Genomic DNA, 24,848 nt, shown 5'->3' on the forward strand with positions numbered 1-24,848 from the left:
ATGACTGACCTTGCTTCGCGTGATCAAATCCGCGCCCTGCCCTGCTTTTCCGGCCAAATCGAGATCGAACCGCTAACCGGTGGACTGAGCAACGAAAACTGGCTTGTCAGCGATGGCGCTGGCCGCCATGTCGTCCGGCTCGGGCGGGATTTTCCGTTTCACCATGTCGACCGCGAGCGCGAAGTCATGACGGCTTGCGCCGCCCATGATGCCGGTTTTGCCCCGCGCGTCGAGTACTCCCAACCCGGCATCATGGTCTCGGCCTTTGTCGATGCGAAGACCTTCGATGCAGCCGATGTGCGCGCCAATCCCGAGCGGATCGGGCGGCTGATCCATGAGTTCCACACCACGATGCCGCGTCACATCAAAGGTCCGGGCTTCATGTTCTGGGTCTTCCACGTCATCCGCGATTATGCCCGGACGCTGAAATCCGGCCACTCGCGGATGGCTGACAATTTGCCAGCCTGGCTCGAACTGTCCGACAGCCTCGAAGCCGCCCAGTCGCCACTGCCGATCATTTTCGGACACAACGACCTGCTGCCGGCCAATTTTCTCGACGACGGCCACAAGCTCTGGCTGATCGATTTCGAGTATGCCGGCTTCTCCACCGCCATGTTCGACATCGCCGGCGCAGCCTCGAACGCCGAAATGAATGAAGACGAGGCCGCTGTGCTGCTTGAGGCCGCACTCGGTTCCCCGCCCGATCGCGCGCTGACCCAATCCTTTCACGCCATGCAGTGTGCCTCGCTGCTGCGCGAAACCCTGTGGAGTCTGGTCTCGGAACTGCATCTCGACGCACCCGGCGTGGACTATCAGGCCTACACCTCCGAAAATCTGGCTCGTCTTGACGCTGCACTTGCCCAGTACCATTCGACCTACGGAAAGACATCACCATGACACTCCCTGACAAAGCCCAGATCGTCGTCATCGGCGGCGGCATTATCGGATGTTCGACGGCCTACCATCTGGCGCGCGACCACAAGGCCGATGTCATTGTGCTCGAGCAGGGCCAGCTGACATCGGGCTCGACCTGGCACGCCGCCGGTCTGGTCGGGCAGCTGCGATCTTCGGCCTCCATCACCAAGGTGCTCAAATATTCCGTCGACCTCTACAAGCGGCTTGATCAGGAGACCGGGCTTGAAACCGGCTGGAAGATGTCGGGATGCCTGCGGCTTGCCACCAACCAGGACCGCTGGATCGAATACCGGCGACTGGCCACCACAGCGCAAAGCTTCGGCATGGACATGCAGTTGCTGTCGCCGCAGGAAGCCAAGGCCAAATTTCCGCTGATGCAGGTCGATGATCTCGTCGGCGCAAGCTGGCTGCCGACCGACGGGCAGGCCAGCCCGTCCGACATCACCCAGTCATTGGCCAAAGGCGCACGCATGCACGGCGCCAAGATCCATGAGAATGTCCGGGTCACCGGCTTCGACATGAAGGACGGCCGCATCACGGCAGTGAAGACCAACAAGGGCGACATCGCCTGCGAGACCGTGGTCAATTGTGCCGGGCAATGGGCGCGCCAGATTGGTGTGATGGCGGGCATCAATGTGCCGTTGCAGCCGGTCAAGCACCAGTACGTCATCACCGAGAAGATCGACGGCCTGTCGAGCGACGCGCCGACCATTCGCGACCCTGACCGGCGTACCTATTTCAAGGAGGAGGTCGGCGGGCTGTCCTTTGGCGGCTATGAGCCCAATCCTCTCGGCTGGACCACGGGCGACGTGCCCGATAATTTCGCGTTCCAGCTTTTTGACGATGATTACGACCATTTCGAACAGCACATGACCCAGGCCATGGAGCGGGTTCCGGCGCTCAACACTGTCGGCGTCAAGCAGATGATCAACGGCCCGGAGAGCTTTACGCCGGACGGCAATTTCATTCTCGGGGCGGCGCCGGAATGCTCCAACATGTTCGTCGGCGCCGGTTTCAATGCCTTCGGCATTGCCTCGGGCGGCGGCGCCGGCTGGGTGCTGGCGCAATGGGTGATCGACGGCGAAGCGCCGCTCGATCTCTGGGTGGTCGATATCCGGCGGTTTTCCGAGATGCACAAGGACAGGCAGTGGGTCAATGATCGCACGCTCGAAGCCTATGGCAAGCACTACGCCATCGGCTTTCCCCATGTCGAGTATGAGTCCGGCCGCCCGCGCATCGTTTCCCCGCTCTATGACCGGCTCAAGACCCACCGCGCGGTCTTCGGCTCCAAGCTTGGCTGGGAACGGCCCAACTGGTTTGCACCCGGCGGCATGGAGGCCGCTGACATTCCGACCATGGGCCGCCAGAACTGGTTCGATGCGGTTGGCGACGAACACCGCCATGTGCGCGAAAAGGTCGGCATCTTCGACCAGTCTTCCTTTGCCAAATATGAAATCAGCGGAACCGATGCGCTCGCTGCCCTGAGCCGGATTTGCGCCAATGATGTGACCAAACCGGTCGGACGACTGACCTATACCCAACTCCTCAACACCCGCGGCGGTATCGAGTCCGATCTGACCGTAGCGCGGTTGGCTGACGACAAATTCTACGTCGTGACAGGTACCGGGTTCCGCACCCATGATCTGGCCTGGATCCGCGAGCATGTCCCGCAAGGCGCTGATGTGCGGATCGATGACATCACCGAGGACTATGGCACCCTGTCTCTGATGGGCCCACGGGCTCGTCACGTGCTGGAAAAAATCACCGCTGCCGATGTGTCCAACGACGCATTTCCTTTTGGCCATGTCCGCAACATCGACATCGCCGGCAGCCGGGTTCGGGCGCTGCGCGTCACCTATGTCGGCGAACTCGGCTGGGAACTCCACATCCCGATTGACGTGATCGGCGACGTCTTCGATGCGCTGATGGACGCCGGCAAGCCCTGGGACATTCGCCCCATAGGTTACCGCGCGCTCGAATCCTTGCGTCTCGAGAAGGGCTATCGCGCCTGGGGCTCGGACATTACCCCCAATGACACGCCGTTCGAGGCAGGTCTCGGCTGGGCGGTGCGGCGGAACTCGAATGCCGGCTTCATCGGCGAGGCCGCCCTCAAGGCAATGGCCGGCCAGCCCCTGACCAAACGCTTTGCAGGCTTTGTGATCGACGATCCGGACGCTGTTCTGGTCGGACGGGAAACCATCTTGCGCAATGGCCAGCCAGTCGGCTACCTCACCTCAGGCGGGTATGGCTACACACTCGGCAAGAGCATCGGTTATGGCTATGTCCGCAATGAGGAAGGCGTGTCGAAAGAATTCCTTGAGCAGGGTGACTACGAACTGGTCATTGCTCTTGACCGGGTTCCGGCCCGGATCGGCCTGAAACCCTTTTTCGACCCGGCCAACACCAGGGTCAAAGCCTGAGCCGGGGCAGAACTCAGCTCAGCTTCAGCGCAATGCAGCGGCTCGGCGTGGTTCCTTTCTCGCCGGGCATCGACACGTAAGGCCCGGTGTCATCGACAAGGCTGCAGATATCGGCAGCTTGAAGGTCAGAAATCCGCTGACTGAAACTCGTCTGCCAGAGCTTGTCCTTGACCGTCAGGACAAGGATTCCGCCCGATGCGCAAATTCGCAGCAGATCATCCAGCCCCTCGATCCCGACATGGCCCGACGTGAACACGCCAGCCGAAATGATCGCCGCAAAATGATGGTCGCTGAAGGGCAACGTGCTCCCGAGCGCGGCCTTGTGCAGCCTTTTGTAAACACCCTTGCGCTCGGCCACTGCCAGCATACCGGTTGAAACATCCAGCGCATCGACATCGCAGTAGCCGGTGATCGCCAGCCACTCGCCGATCAGCCCGGTGCCCGCACCGGCATCGAGCAAAGGCCCGGCGCCTTTCGGGACGTGCCGTGCGAGCATCGCCAAAGATATCGCGGGGTGCCGGTAACCGGCGAGCGACATGTCACCATCGTATTGTTCGGCCCATAAATCATAGACCCGCGCCACATCGTCGACGCTTTCAGCCTGGTAGACAGCTCCCAGTCGGGCCGTCTTGTCTTCAGAGGTCATGTCCAGCTCCAGTGTTGATGCGCACTCGGTTACCATAGCCATTTCAACATCTTTGTGGAAATGTGCGGGAACAGTTAAAACAAGGAGATGTACTGCCCCATGCCCGATAACACCGAAAGCATGCTGCGCACCAGTCTTTCAGACATCCCGTCACTTGCCGGCTACACAGGACCTGTCGAACGTCTGGGAGGCCTGACCAATCTGGTCTTCCGGGTCGGTGATGCCTGTGTGCGCCTGCCCGGCGCCGGCACAGAAGAATACATCAACAGAGCCCATGAAGCGGTCGCCGCGCGTGCTGCTGCCGACGCCGGGGTCAGCCCCGAGGTCATTCATGCCGATCCCGAAACCGGCATCATGGCCACCCGTTTTGTCGAGGGAGCCACGACCATGACACCTGACGCGTTTCGCGCCGATATCGGCGCTGTTCGTCGGGCCGGCGAAGCCTTTCGCCAATTGCACACGTCCGGAGCTCAATTCCCCTTTACCTTCGAGTTGTTCGCCATGATCGACGAGTATCTGGCAATCCTGTCGACCAGGGAGGTGGCCTTGCCGGAAGGCTATCATGACGTGGTCAGCGAAGCCCAGACGGTGAGGGCCGCGTTGGCGCGCAACCCCGTCGACCTGGTCGCCTGCCACTGCGATCCATTATGCGAGAACTTCATCGACACGGGCGAGCGCATTTTTATCGTTGATTGGGAATATTCCGGCATGAACGACCCGATGTGGGACCTGGGCGACCTTTCGGTGGAAGGCGAGTTTGATGCCCGGCAGGATCAGGCTCTGTTGCAGGCTTATTGCGGCGGCACGCCTAATTCCGCAGACCAGGCGCGCATGATCATTTACAAGGCGATGTGTGACTTGTTGTGGACGCTGTGGGGCCTGATCCAGCTCGCCAACGGCAATCCGGCGGAGGATTTTCGCGCCTATGCCGACGGCCGCTTCGCCCGCTGCAGAAAGCTGATAGCCAGTGCCGAATTCGCTGACAGCCTGAGCACGCTACAAACAGCCTGACATCAATTGGAATTCGACACAGGCGCACCCCTGCTGCGCCGGCATGTCTCGGCCTTCCTCTCACAAGTCTCTGTCGATGCACATCGTGCTTCAGAAGTGAGGCAGACAGGATACCGGCGTACAAGACCGCAGCTCAATCACGCCGCTTGCCACCTGGTTGCTTGCGTGGCGTTACCAGAGGTTGAAGTCTGTAAGCATTTCTTTGCTCCGGCAATCCGGTCATACCGCCTCCCCAGCCTCGCCCGACACGGTCAAACTGCCGTATAGATGCACATCGACCAATCAACCCCAGGGAACTTTACTGACACAACCACGTTTACGGATTGTGGGGCCGACGCATGGTGCTGGCCTGAATACATCCAAGGAGATTTCCAATGCATGGAATCATTTATCTGGTTGGCCTCGTGGTCGTAGTCTTGTTCATCCTCTCCCTGCTCGGCTTGCGGTAAGACGATGGAGCCGACAGGGGTAAAATCTGCACCGGTTCACTCGGATAATTTGCCCCATGGGCAATCCTATCTCGAATGGGGTGCAGTATGGGGTGGTGGCGTCGTCGCTATCGCCACATCCACGGTCCTCGGACAATTCGGATCAACCGGCGGGCTCGCGCTGGGCGACCCCATGCTCGCCAGTGGTGAACCTTCCTGGCAGGTGCTGGTCGCCAGTCTTTGGCTGTTTGTCATGGCGCTGGCCAGTTCAGCAGGAGGCGGATACATCGCCGGCCGCATGCGCAGCCGCTGGAATGATGCTCCCAAGACCGAGGTTGAGTTCCGCGATGGTGTCCACGGCCTGTCCGTCTGGGCGGTCTCGACAATAGTGGTCGCCGCTTTTGCAGCGAGTGCTGCCGCACTTGCAGCACTCGGTGTCGAGGCAGATGCTACCGCAACGGATCTTCCGGCAAATGTCGTCGAATACACCCAGACCATTACCCTGGTCTATGGTTTTGCGACCGCTGCGGCGAGCGCATTGGGCGCCGGCGCAGCCTGGTGGTTTGCCAGCCTCGGCGGCAGTCATCGCGACGAAGGCACAGACGTCCACCTTCTGACGCCGCGGTTCCTGAGGCGCTGACACCTCGCCCTGTCAGCAGACTGTAAAACCAATCAGGGGCGCCACATTGCGGCGCCCCTTTCTTTCTGCATGCTGCCGATCCAAAACCGGCCGCACAGCCTATTTCATCGAGGCCTTGACCTCGGCCACATCGGCGGCTGTCATCTCGCCGATGGTGACCACTTCGCCGTCCTTGATCTGCCAGAGGCGGAACGGGCCGGAGATATCGCCGTACTGGTCGAACGACACATTGCCGATCACGCCCTGATAATTGATTGCCTTGCCCTCGCCGATCAGCGCCAGCGCCTTCTTGAACTCTTCGGGCCCGGCATAGATCACTTCACCTTCAGGATCGACCACCGAGCGGATCGCATCTCGAATGGAGTCGGATTCGGCCTTGCCTGCCTTGGCAACAGCCAGCCCGACAATCGCGCCGGCATCATAAGACCGGTCAGCCGCCGGTGCCGATGGCGCGATGCCGCCGGAGAACGCTTCATAATTGGCATAGAAATATTTTGTCGATTCCGTCTCGGTGGTGCCCGACGATGTGCCATAGGCGCCGTCGAGATATTGCGCACCGACCGCCTCGATGAAATCGGTCGAGTTCATGCCGTCATTGAGCAGAAAATTCTGCGGACCACCCTGGCTGATCCAGGCGCGCGCCACGGTGGCTCCATCCACCGGATAGCTGATCAGGTAAAGCGCCTCCGGGTCGCCATCCATCGCGGCGGTGACTTCGGCGCTGTAGTTCGGCTGATTTTCATTGTAGGGCGTGGCCGAGGTAATCTCGCCGCCCAGGGCTTCGTAGGAGGCCTTGAATTCGCGCATCATATTGAGGCCGAAATCATTGTTTACGTGGATAATCGCGAGTTTTGTCAGGCCCGAATCCATCGCATATTTCGCGGCCGCAATGCCCTGCAGCGCGTCCGAGGTAATGGTGCGGAAAAAGTAGCCGCCAGTCTTGCCGTCACGGCTGAGCTGCGTCAGCGTCGGGCTGGAGGACGCGGGCGATACCTGCACCACACCGGCGGCGGCGGTTACCGAGGTCAGGATCGGAATCGACACCGATGAGATTATGCCGCCAATGACAACCGGCACCTGTTTGACATTGACCAGCTGGGTTGCCTGATCAACGGCGACATTGCCCTGGCTTTGGCTGTCACGGGTATCCGTCACCAACTGACAATCCAGCACGCCACCGGCTTCATTGATGTCGCGGAAGGCCATTTCCACCGATTTCGCGCCAGCCTGGCCATAGGCGCCGGCGGGTCCGGTCAGTTCCATCACCATGCCGATGGTGATGTCGCACGCCTGCGAACTCAGCGCCGAGGCACAGAGCATGGCCATGGCAAGGCCGGATTTTCTGATCATGTTCATTCGCGTTCTCCTTGTTATGGGGCCTCTCCCGCCCGCTTTGTTATGTCGAAATCCACGTTTCCTGCAGCTGCCGCCAAACCACGCCCTCCGGTGCGTTCGGGTCGGCGCTGAACACGGCAGAGGAGCGACGGGCAGATTTCTGACCATCGATCACCTGGTGTTCGTCGTAAATCAAAAGCGCAACATCGTCATTGAGCTGCCGCGCTGCAATCAAATCCACTCTGATTTCGAAATCCGCCGGACGTTTGCCGCGCGCGCCGGTGATCATGCCGACAATGGCGTCGGTGCCAATGGTGGTGCCGTCAGGTTCAATCATCATCATGTCCGGCGCAAAGGCACGGATCGATCTCTCAAGCTCCGCTTCTCCGGCCCGGCCCGTGAACCACTCGACAAAGAAAACGTGCCGGTTGATGACTTCGGCCTGTGCGCACGCGATCAGATCCATCGGCTCAGTGCCCCTCTTTGTTGAGATTGTACTTCATCACCGAGCCATGCTTGCCGCTCCTGTCCCGCTCCAGCGTGTAGACGTCGCCGGGCACCGGGTTGGCACGCGCCAGGACCGCATCGATCTCGGCATAATCCTGCGCGCTGAGCTCAATGCCGGGGATCGCCAGATTGCGCTCGAGATGATTGCGATTGCGCGCGCCGACAATCACTGCTGCCACGCCCGGGCGTTCAAGCACGGCCCGGCTGGCGATCGAGGCAATGTCACTGCCATGACGGGCGGCAACAGATGCAAGCACGTCCAGCAGGTCCTGGAACAACGGCCAGCCACCGAATTCGTCCACAATCAGCTTGTACTTGATCAGCGAGCGGTTTTCGAAAGGCGGCTGAAGCTCCGGCACACCAAGCATCCGTTCCGAAAACAGCCCGCCTGCGACAGATCCGTAGCACAGCAAGTTGACGCCATGGGCCTGGGCCGCTTGCACCATCGAGCGCGACGGCCGCTCATCGATCAGCGAATACTGAACCTGCATCGACACCAGCGGCACGCCGGCGTTGATGATCCGCAGCATTTGTTCGGTGTCGAAATTGGTTCCGCCGATATTGGCGATCTTGCCTTCCTGCCTGAGGTCCGCAAGCCAGGCGGCGACTTCCACCTGACGGTCAATCTCGTAGTCCCACCAGTGGAACTGAACCAGGTTGAGTTGTTCCAGCCCAAGCCGCGACAGCGAGGTTTCGATGCCTTCGGCCACATCGGCCCGGGTCAAGGTTTCGAGCTTGCCGAGATCCGGTACGAATTTCGTGTGTACCTTGATCCGGTTCAACGCCTCGGCGCCGCGAACCCGGCTGTACTCTTTCCGGAACTCGCCGATCATGGCTTCCACACCGGTGTAGATATCAGCGCAGTCGAACGTCGTGATTCCGGCATCGGCAAAGGCGATCATGTCTTCAATTCCGGCCTGCCGGTCGATCTCGCCATGGCCACCCGCCAACTGCCAGCCGCCCTTGATGACACGAGAAATCCGGTGTCCTGGCGCCAGGTCAAACGTCTGCATTGTCATCTCCCAAAGGCACGGCGGTGGTCTCGGAATGTTTGAAATGCCGGAGTTTGGTGCGGGTGATCTTCAGCCGCGAGGGACAATGCGGGTCCGGACAGGCAATCTCCGCATCGGTGGACATCCAGTCATTCGGATCCGTCGGGCGCTGTTTGGCGGCCAGCAGCGGCAGCACCGAGGCCAGCGAGTAGATCGATATGCCCTGGCCCTCGGGCAGATGCAGCATTTCACCGCGAAGTTCGAAATAGTCACCCACATTCGCGCCGCACCAGATCTTGGCGCCGTCAGGAGCAACCACCTCCACCTTCAAATCCCACAGTTCGAATCCGTCTTCGCCGCTCATGCGACACCTCCACTTTCCGCATCCCAGAATTCGGCTCCAGCCCTTTCGAGAATGGCGAAGGACTGGCTGATATCGGCTGACAATTCCCGCGAAACCCTGGCTTTGTCACCGGCTTCGATTGCGGCCAGAATACCGCGGTGATGCAGGGTTGCTGCCGTATCCGTGAGCGGGCTGTGCAACTTGGCGGCAGCGCGAACATAGGGTCCGGCCTGCATCCACAGGCTTTCGACAATCGGCATGAATACCGATGAACCGGCGGCCTCGTAGAGCAGAAAATGGAAGGCATGGTTGAGGGTGGCGACATCATGGGCCTGCCTGGTTGCCTCATACTCGGCTGTCAGATCTTCAAGTCTGGCGAAATCGGGACCGGTCAGATTGGCGATCGCACGGGCTGCCAGCTCACCTTCGATCAGCGTCCGGGCCTGGGCAATGTCGCGCGCGCGTTCCAGCGTCAACAACGGAACCCGCACCCGGCGGTTCGGCATTGCTTCCAGCGCCCGCTCCGAAACCAGCCGTGCCAGAGCCTCGCGCACCGGCATCGAACTGACAGACATTCGCTGCGCCACGTCGCCGGCCAGGAAAATCTCGCCGGCGTCAAATCTGCCCTGGATCAGCGCATCCCGGAGCTGATGATAGATCCGGTCCTGAACGGTTTCCTTGCCGACCGGCGCGAGCCGGTCGAGGCCTGGCCCGTCAAACTTTGACGTGGTCTGAATGTTCATTCCGCCAAGACAACCTTCTCCGTTTGCAGCTTTACTTTAGGCATCAAACATGGTCCTGTAAATGATAAATGATAGTTGATCAACTTTGGTTGCTTGAATGACAGGACGCAGTCAGACCCCCATTCTCGAGGCGCGCGGCGTCAGCAAATCCTTTGGTGGATTCTGTGTGGTCAACGGGATTTCGCTTGATCTGGCCGCAGCCGAAATCCTCGGCGTGATCGGGCCGAACGGTGCCGGAAAATCAACTCTGTTCAACCTGCTGGCCGGAGCCTTGCCGCTGGATTCAGGCAGCATTCATCTGGCCGGCAGGGATCTGTCGCGCGCCCGTCCTGAAGCCCGCATCCAGTCGGGACTTGGACGCACGTTCCAGATCCCCAGACCATTTCCCCGCATGACAGTTCTCGAAAACGTAATGACCGCTGCCCAGAACCAGCATGGCGAGAGCCTGCTCTCCGCCCTCATCGCGCCGCGCCGGGTGGCGGCACAGGAACGGGCCAATGCCACACGCGCCCGCGACATTCTCGATTTCGTTGCGCTCTCCCATCTGGAGGACCAGCCCGCGGCTGTGCTTTCGGGCGGCCAAAGGAAACTGCTGGAATTGGCGCGCGTGCTGATGGCCGAACCACGCGTCATCCTGCTCGACGAGCCCGCCGCTGGCGTCAACCCGGCGCTTCTCGATCTGATCATCGACAGGATCATTGCCGTCAACAAACTGGGAATTGCTGTGCTGCTGATCGAACACAACATGGAAATGATCGCCCGGCTGTGCCCCCGTGTCATGGTTATGGCCGCAGGCAAGGCACTCGCCGAGGGCACGCCCGCCGATGTCACCAAGCGCGCCGATGTCATTGACGTCTATCTCGAAGGCATGCCGGCGTGACGGCGCTCTCGCTTGCAGATCTTCAGGCCGGCTACGACCCCGACCTGCCCATCGTCAAGGGCGTCAGCTTCACCGTCAAGAAGGGCGAAGCTGTCTGCATTCTCGGTCCCAATGGCGCCGGCAAATCGACGATGATAAAGGCCGTTGCCGGCCTGGTTCGCTCATTTGGCGGCCAGGTCCACCTGGGCGGGCGTGATGTCACCGGTCTTGCCTCCCATGTTCTGGTGCGCAACGGCATGGGCTTCGTGCCGCAGACCGAGAATATTTTCACCCGCCTCAGCATCACCGAAAACCTGCAGATTGCCGCGCAATTGCTTCCCCGGCAGGACCGTGCCGGCCGGATCGAGGCGATGCTCGACATGTTCCCCGATCTCGGATCCCGTCCCCGCGAGCTGGCCGGAGCGCTCTCCGGCGGTCAACGCCAGATGCTGGCCGCCGCCCGGGCATTGCTCACCGAGCCACAGGTGCTGATGCTTGACGAGCCATCCGCCGGCCTGTCCCCCAAACTGGTGGCTCAGGTGTTCGACACCTTGCGCCGCATTTCTCAAACCGGTGTGACTCTGATTCTGGTCGAACAGAATGTCCGCGCGGCGCTGGCGCTCACCGATCGCGCTCTGGTGCTGGTGGATGGCAAGCTGGCTCATGACGGTCCGACGGACGCGTTGCACGACGGAAAGTTTTTGGGTGAGCTTTTCCTTGGCAACCGCGCGGACGAGGCCATCCGATGAACCCTCAAGCCATCATCGATGGACTGATTTCCGGCTCGACCATTGGTCTCGGCGCAATCGGTCTGACACTGACTTACTCCATCCTGCGCTTCGCCAATTTCACCCATGGTGATTTTCTCGCCTGGGGCGCCTATCTCACCCTCACCGTGGCAGGTGTTCTGGGCGGCCTCGCCGCTGGTCTCGGCGCACCGGTCTATCCCTTCAGCTTCGGCTGGGGGTTGCCGCTGGCGATGTTTGGCGGTGTTGTGTTGACTGTAGCGCTGACGCTGGGGCTCGATCGCATTCTGTTCGGACGCCTGCGCGCCCGAGGCGCAGACGCGATCATTGTCGTCATGGCCAGTTTTGGCGCATCGATGGCGCTGCGTTCGCTGCTCGAGTTCATCTTCACCGCCAAGCCTGCCTATTTCACCAAGGCTCTGCAAATCGCCAAGCCGCTGGGGCTTGGCATGCGCGCGACACCGGACCAGCTTCTGATGATCGGGCTGACGGCTCTGCTCGTCCTTGCGCTGCATCTCCTCGTCACCCGCAGCGCCACCGGCCGCGCCATGCGGGCGGTGTCTGAGAACCCCGGTCTGGCCGGTGTGTATGGCGTGGATGTCGACAAGGTCATCCGGGTCACCTGGATCATCGGCGCCAGCATGGCCTGCATTGCCGGCGTCATGGCCGGTCTGCTCGTGCAGATCAGGCCGTATATGGGGTTCGATCTGCTGCTGCCGCTGTTTTCCGCCGCCATTCTCGGCGGCATCGGCTCTATTCCCGGCGCCATGCTCGGCGGCCTGATCATCGGCCTTGCCGAAGCCTTCGCGGTCCAGATTGTCGGTGCCGAGTGGCGTGCTGCCATCTCGTTCATCATTCTTGTGCTCGTGCTGATGTTGCGGCCGCAGGGCCTGTTCGGCCAGAGGGAGGCGTAGATGGAACTGCTCGCCTACGCCGCCTTCTTCCTCACCATCGCCCTGACCTATGCGATCATTTCCCTGGGTCTGAATGTGCAATGGGGACAGACCGGTCTGTTCAATGTCGGCATCGCCGGTTTTGTCGGATTGGGTGCCTATGTCTCCGCGGCGCTGACCACACCGGACGCCGCCGAACGCATTGGCGGCTTCGACCTGCCGATTGCCCTGGGCTGGCTCGCCGCCATGGCCGCAGGCGGTATGCTGGCACTGGCGGTCGGCTTGCTGACCCTGCGAATGCGCTCCGACTATCTGGCGATCACCACATTCGGCATTGCCGTTGCCCTTCAACTTGTCTTCCAGAACACCGAAAGCCTTACCGGCGGCGCCTTCGGCATGGCTTTCATACCGCGCCCGTTTGCGGCCCTGCAGGGTCAGGCCTTTGCCTTCAACGCCCTCAACCTGGCACTGACCGCGGCCGTCGTCCTGGTACTCTATCTGCTGCTCGAACACCTGCTGCGCAGCCCATGGGGCCGGGCGTTGCGCGCGGTGCGTGAGGATGAAACCGCGGCTCAGGCGCTTGGCAAGAACCCGATCCTGCTGCGCATCCAGGCCTTTGCGCTCGGTGGCGCCATCATGGCTTTGGCAGGCGGGGTGCAGGCGCATTTCATCGGCTTCATTGCGCCGGGCAATTACCTGCCGATGATGACTTTCCAGGTCTGGGCCATGCTGATTGTTGGCGGCTCCGGCAACAACAGGGGCGCCATCCTCGGCGCGGTGCTGGTGTGGGCCATCTGGGCACTTTCGGGCGCCCTGATCTCGGAGGTTTTCCCGGCGGATCAGCAGGCGCGTGCCGCCTCACTTCAGATTGTCGTCATCGGCGTCATGCTCTGCGCCATTCTGCTCTGGCGACCGCAGGGAATTCTGCCCGAGGTGCGCTCCGTGTCGCGTCATCTCGGACACCGCAACAAGGACAAGTGATTTATGAAACCTGACCGCATCGATCTCGCTCCGGACCTCTCCATCAGTCGCATTCTCACCGGTCTCTGGCAGGTTGCCGACCAGGAGAAGGACGGAGTTACGCTTGATCCAGTCACCGGAGCCAAAGCGTTGGCGGACTACGCCAATGAAGGTTTCGACACCTTCGATATGGCCGACCACTACGGCAGTGCCGAGCTGATCACCGGCGAATTGCTGCGCAGCTGGCAAGGCGAGGTCCGTCCGAAAGCCTTCACCAAATGGTGCCCCGAGCCCGGACCAATGACCGCCGGGATTGTCCGCGCCGGTGTTGAAGAACGGCTCGACCGGCTTGGTGTCGAGCGTATCGACCTGCTCCAGTTCCATTGGTGGACCTTTGAACATCCGGCCTGGCTCGACGCCCTGCACGAACTCAAGCTTCTCAAACAGGAAGGCCTGATCGGGCAAATCGGTGTCACCAATTTCGATGCCGCCCATCTCAATCTTGCGCTGGCCGAAGGCATTCCGCTTGTCTCCAATCAGGTTTCCTTCTCGCTGATCGACCGCCGCGCGGCAGGTCACCTCGCCGAAACCTGTGCCAAACATGGCGTTCGGCTCCTGGCCTACGGGACTTTATGCGGCGGCTTCTTGTCCGAACGCTGGCTTGGCAAGCCCGAACCCGAAGCCGTGAACGACTGGAGCGGATCCAAATACCTCAGGTTCATCCATACTGCCGGCGGCTGGCAAGGCTATCAGGGCATCCTCAAGGCCGCGGCCTCCATTGCCAAAAAGCATGGCGTCTCGATTTCCAATGTGGCCACGCGCTGGGTGCTCGAACACGCCCATGTCGCCGGCGTCATTGTCGGGGCACGGCTCGGTGAAAACCAGCACCGCGCTGACAATTTGCGCCTGTTCCGGTTTCAACTCGATGCGGACGATCATGCCTTGCTGGATCAGGCCTTCGTTGCGACCCGCATGATCCCGGGCGATTGCGGCGATGAGTACCGTCAGCCGCCATTCCTCACCGCATCGGGCGATCTGAGCCATCACCTGGCGGAAATGCCGAACGCCATGCAAGCGGTCCCCGATCCTGAAAACCCGGACCGGGCGCGGGTCTTCTCCGGATCGCTGTGGGAGCCGATCGCCGGCTATTGCCGCGCAATCCGTGACGGCGACCGCATCGCGGTTTCCGGCACCACCGCCACCCATGGGGTCGATCACACTGTGGCGATCGACGATGCAGGCGCGCAGACGACCTATATTCTCGATAAAATCGCGGCATCTGTACGGGCGCTTGGAGGCGATCCGAAAGACATCCTGCGCACCCGCATGTATCTGCGCGGCAATGAGGATGTCGAACCGGCAGCACGCGCCCACGGACTGCGCTTTGGCACCAGTCCGCCGGCCAACACCACATTTCTGGTTGGCAACCTGATTGGCGATTTTCGCGTTGAAATCGAGGCCGAGGCCATCGTCAGCAAACACCGCAAATAGACCTGCTGGATGAGCTCAGATCCCGAGCCTGTCGCGTAGCCGGTAGGCCGCAACCGAAGGCGCAAGAAACCACGGGTTTCCGGTGTAGAACGGCCGCGTCTGGAACGGGATTTCGCTGAACGCGCCCAGATCTGGATCAACGCCCGCTGCCGCGCGACCGATTTTCGACCCGAGATATCCCGCCATGCCCACGCCTGACCCGCAATAGCCCATGGCGTAATAGAGCCCCTTGTCCTCGCCGCAATGCATCAGCGTGTCGAAGCTAAAGGCCACGATCCCGGCCCAGGAATGGCTGATCCGGGTTTGCCTCAGGTCCGGAAACAGCCGGACCAGTTCGGCCAGCAGTTTCGGCCCGCTCTTGCGCGGATCCGTCTCCTGCAGCGACACCCGGCCACCGAACAGAATGCGCTTCCGGTCCGGTGAAGGCCGGTAGTAATACACCAGCTTTCTTGTGTCGGAGAGAATGCGACTGGTCGGAAACAACCGGTCCATGGTCTCCCCCGGGATTTCCTCGGTGGCAATCACGTAGGACCCGATCGGGATCACCCGCCGCTGCTGCCATGGGGTCAGCGGCCCGGTATATCCATTGGTGGCGACAATCACCTTGTTGGCACGAATCCGGCCCTTGTCAGTGGACACATCAAATCCGTTCGGCCCGCGCTGCAAATCGTTGACCCGGCATTGGCTGATGATCCGCGCGCCAGCGGATCGCGTCACCGCCAGCAATCCGGCGTGATATTTTCCCGGATCAATGCTCGAATGCCGAGGAAAGACAATGCCGCCATAATAGGCATCGGTGCCCAGCTCGCTGTGCTGCTGATCGCGGGGCACCATGAACGCCCCGGTCTCAAAACCCGGATGACGACCCTCACACTCACGCAGCAGCTTGCCATATTGACCCGCTGTATGGGCACCGTGGAACCGGCCGACAACCGAGAAATCGCAATCGATGTTTTCGTCGCTGACAAACTTGGCCACATGATCGAGCGAGGCCTGTCCTTCTTTCAGGATGGCGATCGCACGCGCTTCTCCATACCGCCGCTTGAGTAACGAAAAGGACGGCTTGACGCTGGTCGAAATCTGTCCGCCGTTGCGTGTCGAGCAACCAAAGCCTGCGGCCTCGGCATCCACCACCACCGTATCGAGCCCCGCCCGCGCGGTCTGCAGCGCCGCATGCAGTCCGGTGTAGCCCGACCCGATGATCACCACATCCGCGGCAGCAGGCAATTTCATCAGATCATCAGGCTGGCGCGGGGTTGCATCCCACCAGTAAGGCTGCGGCTTGAAGTCGGCGCTGAAACAATCGCTCGGTGCTGCCATGTTATCGTCCTGCGTGGTCGGAGAGGATCATGTCTGCCCCCTTTTCCGCCACCATGATTGTCGGAGCATTGGTGTTTCCCGAAGTCACGGTCGGGAACACGGAGGCGTCGATCACCCGGAGACTTTCCAGGCCATGCACCTGCAACCGTGGATTGACGACGCTGTCGGTTCCGCTCTCGCCCATGCGGCAGGTACTGACCGGATGAAACACGGTGCCCGCGCGGGCGCGAATGTCGGCGATCATTTCCTCGTCGGTTTCCACCTGCCGCCCGGGACGGATCTCTTCTTCGAGAATCTCTGCAAATGCCGGAGCCTGAGCCAGTTTGCGCATGAACCGGGCGCCTTCCAGTTGCTCGGCGACATCATGATTGGTCGACAGGTAATTCGGATGGATCGCAGGCGCGTCAAACGGATCAGACGATCTGAGTTCGAGATGTCCCCGGCTTGTCGGTCGCGTCGGCTGGGTTCCCAGGATCACACCCGAAAACGGATCCGGGCTCATCAGCGGCCGCTTGCCGGGTGGCGCCTTGGTATAGCTGACCGGCGAGAAATAGAGCTGCATGTTGGGTCGCTCGAGCTCCGGCCGGGTCTTGATGAAGCCACCGGCCTGGTTGACGCCGAGGGACAGCGGCCCCCTGCGTCGCAAGACATAGTTGATGCCGTGCCGCAGCTTGCCAATCAACGGACGCAGGTCATCATTGAGCGTACGCACCTTGGCTCTGTAGGTGTGGTCGATGCAAAGATGGTCCTGCAAATGACGGCCCACATTGGGGTGTTGCCGCACCATTTCGATGCCCTGCCGCTTCAACACATCGGCCGGACCGACACCTGACAGCATCAAAAGCTGCGGCGAGTTCACAGCGCCGCCTGAAACGATCACTTCACGGCCAGCCAGGACCTGCTCGACCTTGCCGTTCCGGACATATTCGACACCGGTGGCGCGCAGGCCGTCAAACAAGATCCGTGTCGCATGCGCCCGTGAAATCACGGTCAGGTTGGATCGCCTGCGCGCCGGCTGCAAATAGGCCCGGGCCGCCGACATGCGGAAGCCGCCCTTGGCGGTATTTTGATACAGCCCGACGCCCTCATTGGTGGAGGCATTGAAATCCGGGTTGTAGGGGAGCCCGCATTCCTCACCGGCTCGAATAAAGTTCTGGCAAGTCGGGTGTAGATCGCGCTCCATGGTCGATACATAGAGCGGCCCGTCACCCCCGCGCCACTCGCTCCCGCCCTGGTCGCTGGTCTCGCTCTTCTTGAAAAAGGGCAGAACCTCATTCCAGCTCCACCCCGGATTGCCCATCGCCGCCCAGTCGTCGAAATCACCGGAATGCCCGCGAATATAGACCATCGCATTGATAGAGGACGAGCCGCCAATGACCTTGCCGCGGGGCCAGTAACTGACGCGATTGCCGGTGCCGGAGTCCGGTTCGGACATGTACATCCAGTTGATGCGCTTGTCGTAAAACGCCATTCCATAGCCAATCGGCATCCAGATCTTGAAGTTCCGGTCATGCCCGCCTGCTTCAAGCAGCAGCACCGAATATCTGCCGTTCTCGGTCAGCCTGTTTGCCAGAACGCAGCCGGCAGACCCTGCGCCGACAATCACAAAATCATAGGTTTGCACGTGATGCGCCAGTCTTTGGTTCGGGTGTTTTGGTTTGCGGTTCAGGTTTGGGGTTTGTCGCGTTGCACCAGGATTGACACCAGCGCCAGCAGCGCCGAGCCGACCATCAGGAAGAAAGACACTGCATTGAGCACCGGTGTCGAGCCGACCTTGACCATCCGGTCATACATGGTGATCGTCAACGGCGCTTCCGATCCGACAAGAAACAACGTGGTGTTGAAGTTTTCAAACGACACCAGAAACGCCACAATACCGGCCGCTGCCATTGCAGGAAAAAGGAACGGCAGCGTGATCGTCCTGAGCACCCGCGCCCGGCTGGCGCCAAGATTGTAGGCTGCCTCTTCCATCGACTGGTCGAATTTGCGCAACCTGGCAATGATCACCAGCGAAGTGATGGTGGTGATGAAAGAGAACTGCCCGAGCACCACCAGCACGATTCCCGGCCGCAGGAAATCCAGATCAAGCGACAAGCTCTCTTCCGCACCATTGGCGATATTGCTGGCGAGCAACAGGATCGAAATCCCCAGGATGACGCCGGGAATGACCAGCGGCACCACCATCATGATGTAGAAGAAATCCTTTGCCGGAAACCGGCAGCGCACGAACAGGAAGGCATTGCAGGTGCCGACAAACACCGAAAGCAGCGAAACGAAGCTTGCAATGACGAAAGAATAATAAAGCCCGCGCAACAGTCTGCGGTCATGGAACATGCCGAGCTTCGGCTCGCTATCGTTGAAAAACCAGTCAAGCGTGAATCCCTGCCAGGGCAACGACGGAAACACCGAATCGTTGAAGGCGAACATGCCCGCCGCAACCAGCGGCGCTGCCAGAAACACGAAGAAGGCCGCCACATAGATGCGATAGCTGGTGAGAAACGCGGTATTGGGTTTGATCGCCATCAGCTTCTCGCCACCGTGCTGTTGAGTGTCTGTCCGGAGAGTTTCAACCCGCCCCAGATCACGAGAGAGGTGAACGCCAGCAGCAGGAAGCCGAACGCCGCACCGGACTCCCAGTTGTAGCGGGTGATGAACTGGTCATAGATCTGTTCGGTGAACCAGCTCGAGTTCTTGCCGCCGAGCAGGATCGGGGTCAGGTAACTGCCTGCCGTCAGCATGAACACCACGATGCAACCCGAGACGATACCCGGCATCGCATACGGAATGATGATCCGCCTGAGCACGGTCGGGCCGTTGCCGCCGAGGTTGTAGCCGGCTTCGATCATCGAATTGTCCATGCCATCGAGTGTCGAAACCAGGGGCACGATCATGAACAAGATGACCGTATAGACCAGTCCCATGATCACCGCCGCATCATTGTAGAGAAATTCGATCGGGGTATTGATCAGGCCGGCCCACTGAAGGCTGCTGGAAATGATGCCGGTTTCCCTGAGCAGCAGGATCCAGCCGAAGGCACGGATCAGGTCGCTGACCCAAAGCGGAATCAGGCACATCAGGAACAGCGCGCCACGGGTGCGGTTACCGGCGATCTTGGCAATGTAATAGGCGATCGGAAATCCCAACAGCAGCGCCAGCACGGTGACCAGCATTGACATCGATCCGGTGCGGATCAGGGTGTTCCAGTAGATCGGCTCATTGAAGAAATTGATGTAATTCGCAAGCCCGAATTCATACACCCGCGGCCCGACCTTCTCCTGCAGGGATATGTAGAACATCCCGAGATGAGGCAGGACAATGAGCAAAATGATCCACAGCGCGAACGGTGCAAACAGCAAAAACAGCGACAGCCGTTTGATATCGTTCTGCATCATCTGTTCGCCCTCAACCCTTGAAGCTCATGGTCTGTTCGCAAGACCATGAAAGCGTGACGTCATCTTTTGGCTTCAGGTCCTGTGTCCCGCCGGTCAACACCACATCCGCCTCGATAAGCTCGCCCGCCCGGTCACGCACCAGCGCGCGGCTGTTGGCGCCGTTAAACAGAATGCTGTCGATCTTGCCACTGATGACATTGTGGGTCTGGTCCGCCACCTTGGGCTGACCGGTGGTTTTTTCCGCCGTGATGAACTCCGGCCGGACAAAGGCGCTGACCGTGTCGCCCACACCGGGAGCGCCAGATCCACGCACCGAACCGCGCATGGTCAGACCTGCTTCGGTTTCGACTTCGACAGTGCCGTTTTCGGCGCGGATAACCCGCCCGGCCCAGCGGTTGGTGTCGCCGACAAACCCGGCGACAAATGCTGCGGTAGGGTTATGATAGAGCTCCTGCGGCGTTCCGATCTGGACAAATTTGCCCTCGTTCATGATCGCCACATTGTCCGACATGACCAGGGCTTCGGACTGGTCGTGGGTGATGTAGACAAAGGTCGTGTCAAACTGATGCTGCAGCAGTTTGAGCTCGATCTTCATCGCCTCGCGCAGCTTCAGATCCAGCGCGCCAAGCGGCTCATCGAGCAGCAGCACGTCAGGATCAAGAACCATGCAGCGGGCAATCGCGATGCGCTGCTTCTGGCCGCCGGAGAGCTGGGTGATTTCACGGTTGGCGACATCAGGCAGCGAAATGCGCTCGAGCACATCGTGCACCTTGGTGCGGATGACATCTTTCGAGGCTCCGGCGCACCGCAGGCCATAAGCGATATTTTCATAGACATTCATCATCGGAAACAAGGCGAGGTGCTGGAACACCATTTTCACGTTGCGCCGGTTTGGCGGCGTGCCGATCACCGAATTCCCCTTGATCCGGATGTCTCCGGAACTTGGCTGCTCAAATCCGGCGATCATCCGCATCAGGGTGGTCTTGCCACATCCCGACGGACCAAGGATCGAAAAGAACGAACCCTTGGGGATCTCGAATGAGACATTATCAACGGCTCGGACCGATCCGAAGTGCTTTTGAATCTGGATGCATTCCAGATCGTTCTCGGTGATTGATTGCATCGAGTGCCCTGTGCAGTAACGTCAGAAGTCTATGGAGATTTTGATGCGGCCGAGCCCTGACGGGGTCAGCCGCATCTCGTCACGAATACAAGATCGTGGTGTCAGGCCTACTCGGAACCGGTGGCAGCCTTGATCTTTTCAAGCGTCTTGCCTTCCATGTCCTCGACACCGGCCGGGATGTTGGCGAAGAACTTCAGATTGTTGATGTCGTCGTCGGTAAAGGAGGCATTGACGGCAGCCTTCTTGTCATCCGGCAGCAGATCCTTGCCGCCTTCAACAGCGGCGATGGCGCCGGTGCTGGCCGACATGATCTTCACGTTTTCGGGCTCGAGCACGAAGTTGATCCACTTGTAGGCGGCATCGTCGGCTTCACCCTTGCGCGGAATGGCGAAGGTGTCGATCCAGGCAAGCGCACCGGTCTTCGGCGGCACGAACACGATATCCTGGTTTTCGCCATGGAGCTTGTAGGCGGTCGAGTCCCAGGTTTCCGACGCCACGATCTCGCCGGACATCATCATCGCCGAAAGGTCGTCGCCGCCCTTCCAGTAGGCCTTCAGATTGTCCTTGCAGGAAATCAGCTTGTCGGCGACCTTGTCCAGGATGGTCTGATACTTGTCGAGATCGGCATAGGCTGCGAACGGATCTTCGCCCATGTCGAACGCCATCCCGAGAAGGATGGTGCGCTTCAGCCGCATCGAGGTCTTGCCCTTGTATTGCGGGTCGCACAGGTCGCCCCACGCCTTGACATCGGGCGCCGATGTCTTGTTGGCCATCAGTCCCGACGTACCCCACTGGTGCGGCACGGCATAGACTTCGCCATCGATCGTGGTGTTGGCCTTCACGCCGTCAAGCAGCTTGGCCTGCATGGCGTCGACATTGATCTTGGAAAGATCCAGTGGTTTGTAGATGTTGTATTCCTGCTGCACGGCATAGATACGGTCGTGGCTCGGCTGAGCCAGGTCGAATCCGGCACCACCGGTCGCGCGCAGTTTGGCAATCATTTCCTCGTTGTTCGAAAACGTCACCTCGACAGTGATGTCGGGATTGGCCGCTTCAAACTTTTTCACCAACTCGTCAGGAGCATAGGAGCCCCAGGTCAAAAGGCGCAAGGTCTCCGCCTGCGCCGGTCCGGCTGCCATGACGGTTGTGGCCAACAGCCCGGCAATTGCTAGTTTCATGATCATGTTAGACTCCCTTTATACCCTCTGAAGATCAGCGCATTATTGTTATAACCCGCGCAGATGACAAGAAGCGTAGCCCCTCATTGGACTGCACCGCATATCCATTATAGATAATTTTCCATACCACTTTATGACAGCATCCTACCCCGCCTGTGGCGGATTGCAATCGAGTGCCGCCCACGTCACAGGCCGGGGCAGACCCTGGCCTGTCATGCGAACAATTGCGCCATCACCTCCATGCCCTGCCGGATTTCGCTCTCGCTGGCTGCCCCATAGCCGATCACCACACCTTTGCGATCGATCGGCGTCAAACAATAGCGTCCGATGCCCGACAGGGTCAGTCCCGCAGCACGAGCCCTGTCGACGAAGTCCTTCTCGTCCGGTTGCTCCGCCTTGAAATAGCCGACCGTGTGAAACCCAGCCGATGCGCGCTGGACATGCATGTGCTGGGCAAATTGCCTGGCATGCTCATGCACGATCTCGTGGCGTTTCTTATAGTGCTGTCGCATGGTTCTGATATGCGTCGAGAAATGCCCCTCGTCGATAAAATCGGCAACAATCGCCTGCGGCCAGGTCGGCACGCCACTCAGGGCGGCGGAAAAGATTGCCGACAAGGAATCGACCATACTGGCCGGCGCCACCAGGAATCCAAGCCGCAGTGACGGAAACAGGGTCTTGGAGAAGGTGCCGACATAGATCACCCGCCCGTTCGTATCGATGCTCTTCAGGGTCGGCAGCGGCTGCCCGCCGAAATAGAAGTCCCCATCATAATCGTCTTCGACAATGAAGGCGTCAGCCCGGTCAGCCGCATCCAGCAGCGCCAGCCTGCGGGACAGGCTCATGACCTTGCTCAACGGCTGCTGATGCGAGGGGGTGACGAAAGCCAGTCTGAAATCCGGCGCCTTGGCCAGACCTTCGGCAACGACAATGCCCTCCTCATCCACTGACACCGGAACCAGCTCGGCCCCTTGCGATATGAAGGCGTTGCGCGCGCCGATGGCGCCGGGGTTTTCAAACCAGACCTTTTCGCCCAGGTCGAGCAGCATGCCGCCAATAACCGAGAAGGCCTGCTGCGCGCCGCCAACGACAAAGACCTGTTCAGGGTCACACTGGATTCCGCGACTGGCGTTGAGGTGGGTTGCAATGGCCGCACGCAATCGGGGCAATCCATACGGACTGCCATACCCCATCACAGCATCCCTGCCCGACCTGAGGTGGCGTGCCGACAGCCGCGCCCATTGCGCCATCGGAAAAGAGTTGAGTGCGGGCAGCGCAGTGACGAAAGCTTGCGACTTGTGCGGCAGCCGCCGCCGCTCGGCAAACAATTGCCGCGCCATGACCGTCGAGTGCGACAACCGCGGCTGTGTTCCCGGATCGCTTCCGGAGGGCTTGCGCTTGACCGGCGTCCGGCCGGTCATCGTGTGACTGACAAAGGTCCCCGCGCCGATCCGCGACTCCAGAAGCCCTTCCGATATCAGCCGCCCGACCGCATCGAGCGCCGTTGTCCGCGACACGCCGACTTCGCTGGCCAGGGTCCGGGTTGCCGGCAATCGCTCGCCGCCCTTCAAGCCGCCCGAGAGAATGATATCGCGCAACCCCATATAGAGTTGCACACTGATTTTACGGTCCTCGGTCCGGTCGATGCGAATCGAGGAGAGAATGGCCCCCGCCTTGGTTTTCATAACAATACTCCGGAGAATCGAAAACTGGTCTGCAATCTTTGCCAGATTGGACCTTATCGTAAGTCCAATCTTCCCGCTACGGTTCCTGAAACATCGGCACGGGTTTGTAAATTATGAAAATCTCTCATATCGAAACGTTCACCAATGAGTTCGTCTGCTTCGTCAAGGTCACGACGGACACCGGTGATATTGGCTGGGGCCAGGTGGCACCCTATTACGCAGATATCACAGCACAAATCGTGCATCGGCAGGTCGCACCCTATGCACTGGGTCAATCGGCACTCGATATCGATTACCTTGTCGATCTCATCCCCGAGAAAGAGCATAAATTCCCCGGTTCCTATCTGAAGCGCGCGATCGGCGGCCTCGACACGGCGCTGTGGGATCTGCGCGGCCGCCTGGAAGGCAAGCCGGTCTGCGAGCTGATCGGCGGCACGCCGGGTCCCCTCCGTGCTTATGCGTCGTCGATGAAACGCGACATCACACCAAAGGACGAGGCGGCACGCTTGAGCCGCCTGCGCGACGAATTCGGCTTCGACGCTTTCAAATTCCGGATTGGCGCCGAATGCGGGCGCGGCAAGGACGAATGGCCCGGCCGCACCGAGGAAATCGTCCCCACCATGCGCAAGGCTATGGATGACAGCGTCGCACTGCTGGTTGACGCCAACTCCTGCTACAGCCCGGATCAGGCAATCGAAATCGGCAAGATGCTTGAGCAAAACGGCATCAGCCATTTCGAAGAACCCTGCCCTTACTGGGAATACGAGCAAACCAGACAAGTCACCCAAGCGCTGTCGATCGATATCACCGGCGGCGAACAGGACTGCGAACTGCCGAACTGGCGCTGGATGATCGACATGAAAGCCGTCGACATCATTCAACCCGACATCTGCTATCTGGGTGGCCTCACACGCACCTTGAGGGTTGCCGACATGGCCCACAAGGCCGGACTGCCATGCACGCCGCACAGCGCCAACTGGTCGATGGTGACGCTGTTCACCATGCACATGCTGCGTGCCATCCCCAATGCCGGAAAATACCTCGAATTCTCCATCGAGGTCGAGGATTACTATCCGTGGCAGTACGGTCTGTTTGTCGAGTCACCCTACACAATCGTCGATGGTAAGGCCACGGTTACGAATGCCCCCGGCTGGGGCGTCGAGATCAGCCCGGCCTGGCTGGAGCAGTCCAAACACCAGATCAGTTCTTTGGGAGCCTGAA

Annotated in this window: 23 protein-coding genes; 10 read left to right on the top strand and 13 right to left on the bottom strand. The window is 60.1% G+C overall.

Annotated elements, in window-relative coordinates; all coding sequences use genetic code 11:
• Together PZ897_RS13780 and PZ897_RS13785 are read left to right on the top strand one after the other, a co-directional pair.
• On the top strand, positions 1-897 hold the full coding sequence (locus tag PZ897_RS13780) for a choline/ethanolamine kinase family protein (RefSeq protein WP_275752991.1): 897 nt from the start codon (positions 1-3) through the stop codon (positions 895-897).
• Positions 894-3,335, top strand: coding sequence for an FAD-dependent oxidoreductase (locus PZ897_RS13785; protein WP_275752992.1), 2,442 nt, complete (start codon positions 894-896; stop codon positions 3,333-3,335). Before PZ897_RS13780 ends, PZ897_RS13785 begins: the two co-directional genes overlap by 4 nt.
• A gap of 13 nt (positions 3,336-3,348) precedes the next feature.
• On the opposite strand, the gene PZ897_RS13790 is transcribed toward PZ897_RS13785, so the two are convergent.
• A complete protein-coding gene (locus PZ897_RS13790) occupies positions 3,349-3,981 on the bottom strand; it encodes a class I SAM-dependent methyltransferase (protein WP_275752993.1) in 633 nt (210 codons plus the stop codon).
• A gap of 99 nt (positions 3,982-4,080) precedes the next feature.
• Here PZ897_RS13790 and PZ897_RS13795 point away from each other — a divergent pair, with 99 nt between their 5' ends.
• Entirely contained in the window at positions 4,081-4,992 is a 912-nt protein-coding gene (locus tag PZ897_RS13795) for a choline/ethanolamine kinase family protein (protein ID WP_275752995.1), read from the top strand.
• A gap of 498 nt (positions 4,993-5,490) precedes the next feature.
• A complete protein-coding gene (locus PZ897_RS13800; protein ID WP_275752997.1) occupies positions 5,491-6,060 on the top strand; it encodes a hypothetical protein in 570 nt (189 codons plus the stop codon).
• 99 nt (positions 6,061-6,159) lie between these two features.
• Here PZ897_RS13800 and PZ897_RS13805 read toward each other — a convergent pair whose 3' ends face one another.
• From PZ897_RS13805 to PZ897_RS13825, 5 genes are all read right to left on the bottom strand, one after another.
• Positions 6,160-7,386 (bottom strand): ABC transporter substrate-binding protein, encoded by a 1,227-nt coding sequence (locus PZ897_RS13805; RefSeq protein ID WP_275753164.1) that lies wholly within the window; start codon positions 7,384-7,386, stop codon positions 6,160-6,162.
• Positions 7,387-7,456: 70 nt separating this feature from the next.
• A complete protein-coding gene (locus tag PZ897_RS13810; protein WP_275752998.1) occupies positions 7,457-7,861 on the bottom strand; it encodes a DUF4440 domain-containing protein in 405 nt (134 codons plus the stop codon).
• A 4-nt stretch (positions 7,862-7,865) separates the two neighbouring features.
• Positions 7,866-8,915, bottom strand: a complete 1,050-nt coding sequence (locus PZ897_RS13815; RefSeq protein WP_275753000.1) for an aldo/keto reductase — start codon at positions 8,913-8,915, stop codon at positions 7,866-7,868.
• Positions 8,902-9,258, bottom strand: a complete 357-nt coding sequence (locus PZ897_RS13820) for a TIGR04076 family protein (protein ID WP_275753002.1) — start codon at positions 9,256-9,258, stop codon at positions 8,902-8,904. The genes PZ897_RS13815 and PZ897_RS13820 overlap by 14 nt, the downstream gene beginning before the upstream one ends.
• Positions 9,255-9,980 (bottom strand): GntR family transcriptional regulator, encoded by a 726-nt coding sequence (locus PZ897_RS13825; RefSeq protein ID WP_275753003.1) that lies wholly within the window; start codon positions 9,978-9,980, stop codon positions 9,255-9,257. Before PZ897_RS13825 ends, PZ897_RS13820 begins: the two co-directional genes overlap by 4 nt.
• A gap of 97 nt (positions 9,981-10,077) precedes the next feature.
• Between PZ897_RS13825 and PZ897_RS13830 the strand changes: the two genes are divergently transcribed.
• The 5 genes from PZ897_RS13830 to PZ897_RS13850 are packed head-to-tail and all read left to right on the top strand — an operon-like array spanning position 10,078 to position 14,929.
• Positions 10,078-10,860: an ABC transporter ATP-binding protein gene (locus tag PZ897_RS13830; RefSeq protein ID WP_275753004.1), complete on the top strand. Its 783-nt coding sequence runs from the start codon at positions 10,078-10,080 to the stop codon at positions 10,858-10,860.
• A complete protein-coding gene (locus PZ897_RS13835) occupies positions 10,857-11,588 on the top strand; it encodes an ABC transporter ATP-binding protein (RefSeq protein ID WP_275753006.1) in 732 nt (243 codons plus the stop codon). Before PZ897_RS13830 ends, PZ897_RS13835 begins: the two co-directional genes overlap by 4 nt.
• Entirely contained in the window at positions 11,585-12,499 is a 915-nt protein-coding gene (locus PZ897_RS13840) for a branched-chain amino acid ABC transporter permease (RefSeq protein ID WP_275753007.1), read from the top strand. The genes PZ897_RS13835 and PZ897_RS13840 overlap by 4 nt, the downstream gene beginning before the upstream one ends.
• A complete protein-coding gene (locus PZ897_RS13845) occupies positions 12,500-13,459 on the top strand; it encodes a branched-chain amino acid ABC transporter permease (RefSeq protein ID WP_275753009.1) in 960 nt (319 codons plus the stop codon).
• Between the two features lie 3 nt (positions 13,460-13,462).
• On the top strand, positions 13,463-14,929 hold the full coding sequence (locus PZ897_RS13850) for an aldo/keto reductase (protein ID WP_275753011.1): 1,467 nt from the start codon (positions 13,463-13,465) through the stop codon (positions 14,927-14,929).
• Positions 14,930-14,944: 15 nt separating this feature from the next.
• Here PZ897_RS13850 and PZ897_RS13855 read toward each other — a convergent pair whose 3' ends face one another.
• From PZ897_RS13855 to PZ897_RS13885, 7 genes are all read right to left on the bottom strand, one after another.
• On the bottom strand, positions 14,945-16,249 hold the full coding sequence (locus PZ897_RS13855; protein ID WP_275753012.1) for an FAD-binding oxidoreductase: 1,305 nt from the start codon (positions 16,247-16,249) through the stop codon (positions 14,945-14,947).
• A gap of 1 nt (position 16,250) precedes the next feature.
• Complete coding sequence (locus PZ897_RS13860) at positions 16,251-17,873, bottom strand: GMC family oxidoreductase N-terminal domain-containing protein (protein ID WP_275753013.1); 1,623 nt, start codon at positions 17,871-17,873, stop codon at positions 16,251-16,253.
• A gap of 41 nt (positions 17,874-17,914) precedes the next feature.
• Entirely contained in the window at positions 17,915-18,772 is an 858-nt protein-coding gene (locus tag PZ897_RS13865; protein ID WP_275753014.1) for an ABC transporter permease, read from the bottom strand.
• The gene (locus PZ897_RS13870; protein ID WP_275753016.1) at positions 18,772-19,641 is read right to left on the bottom strand and encodes an ABC transporter permease; all 870 of its coding nucleotides are present in this window, start codon (positions 19,639-19,641) and stop codon (positions 18,772-18,774) included. The genes PZ897_RS13865 and PZ897_RS13870 overlap by 1 nt, the downstream gene beginning before the upstream one ends.
• A gap of 10 nt (positions 19,642-19,651) precedes the next feature.
• Positions 19,652-20,764 carry an ABC transporter ATP-binding protein gene (locus tag PZ897_RS13875; RefSeq protein ID WP_275753017.1) on the bottom strand — a complete coding sequence of 371 codons (1,113 nt, stop codon included), beginning with the start codon at positions 20,762-20,764 and terminating at the stop codon, positions 19,652-19,654.
• Between the two features lie 107 nt (positions 20,765-20,871).
• Positions 20,872-21,948, bottom strand: a complete 1,077-nt coding sequence (locus PZ897_RS13880; RefSeq protein WP_275753019.1) for an extracellular solute-binding protein — start codon at positions 21,946-21,948, stop codon at positions 20,872-20,874.
• 206 nt (positions 21,949-22,154) lie between these two features.
• On the bottom strand, positions 22,155-23,627 hold the full coding sequence (locus tag PZ897_RS13885) for a PLP-dependent aminotransferase family protein (RefSeq protein ID WP_275753021.1): 1,473 nt from the start codon (positions 23,625-23,627) through the stop codon (positions 22,155-22,157).
• 113 nt (positions 23,628-23,740) lie between these two features.
• On the opposite strand from PZ897_RS13885, the gene PZ897_RS13890 reads away from it, so the two are divergent.
• Positions 23,741-24,847, top strand: a complete 1,107-nt coding sequence (locus PZ897_RS13890) for a mandelate racemase/muconate lactonizing enzyme family protein (RefSeq protein ID WP_275753022.1) — start codon at positions 23,741-23,743, stop codon at positions 24,845-24,847.
• The last annotated feature ends 1 nt before the right edge of the window (position 24,848 follow it).

The organism is Hoeflea sp. YIM 152468 (assembly GCF_029210485.1).
Classification (GTDB): domain Bacteria; phylum Pseudomonadota; class Alphaproteobacteria; order Rhizobiales; family Rhizobiaceae; genus Hoeflea.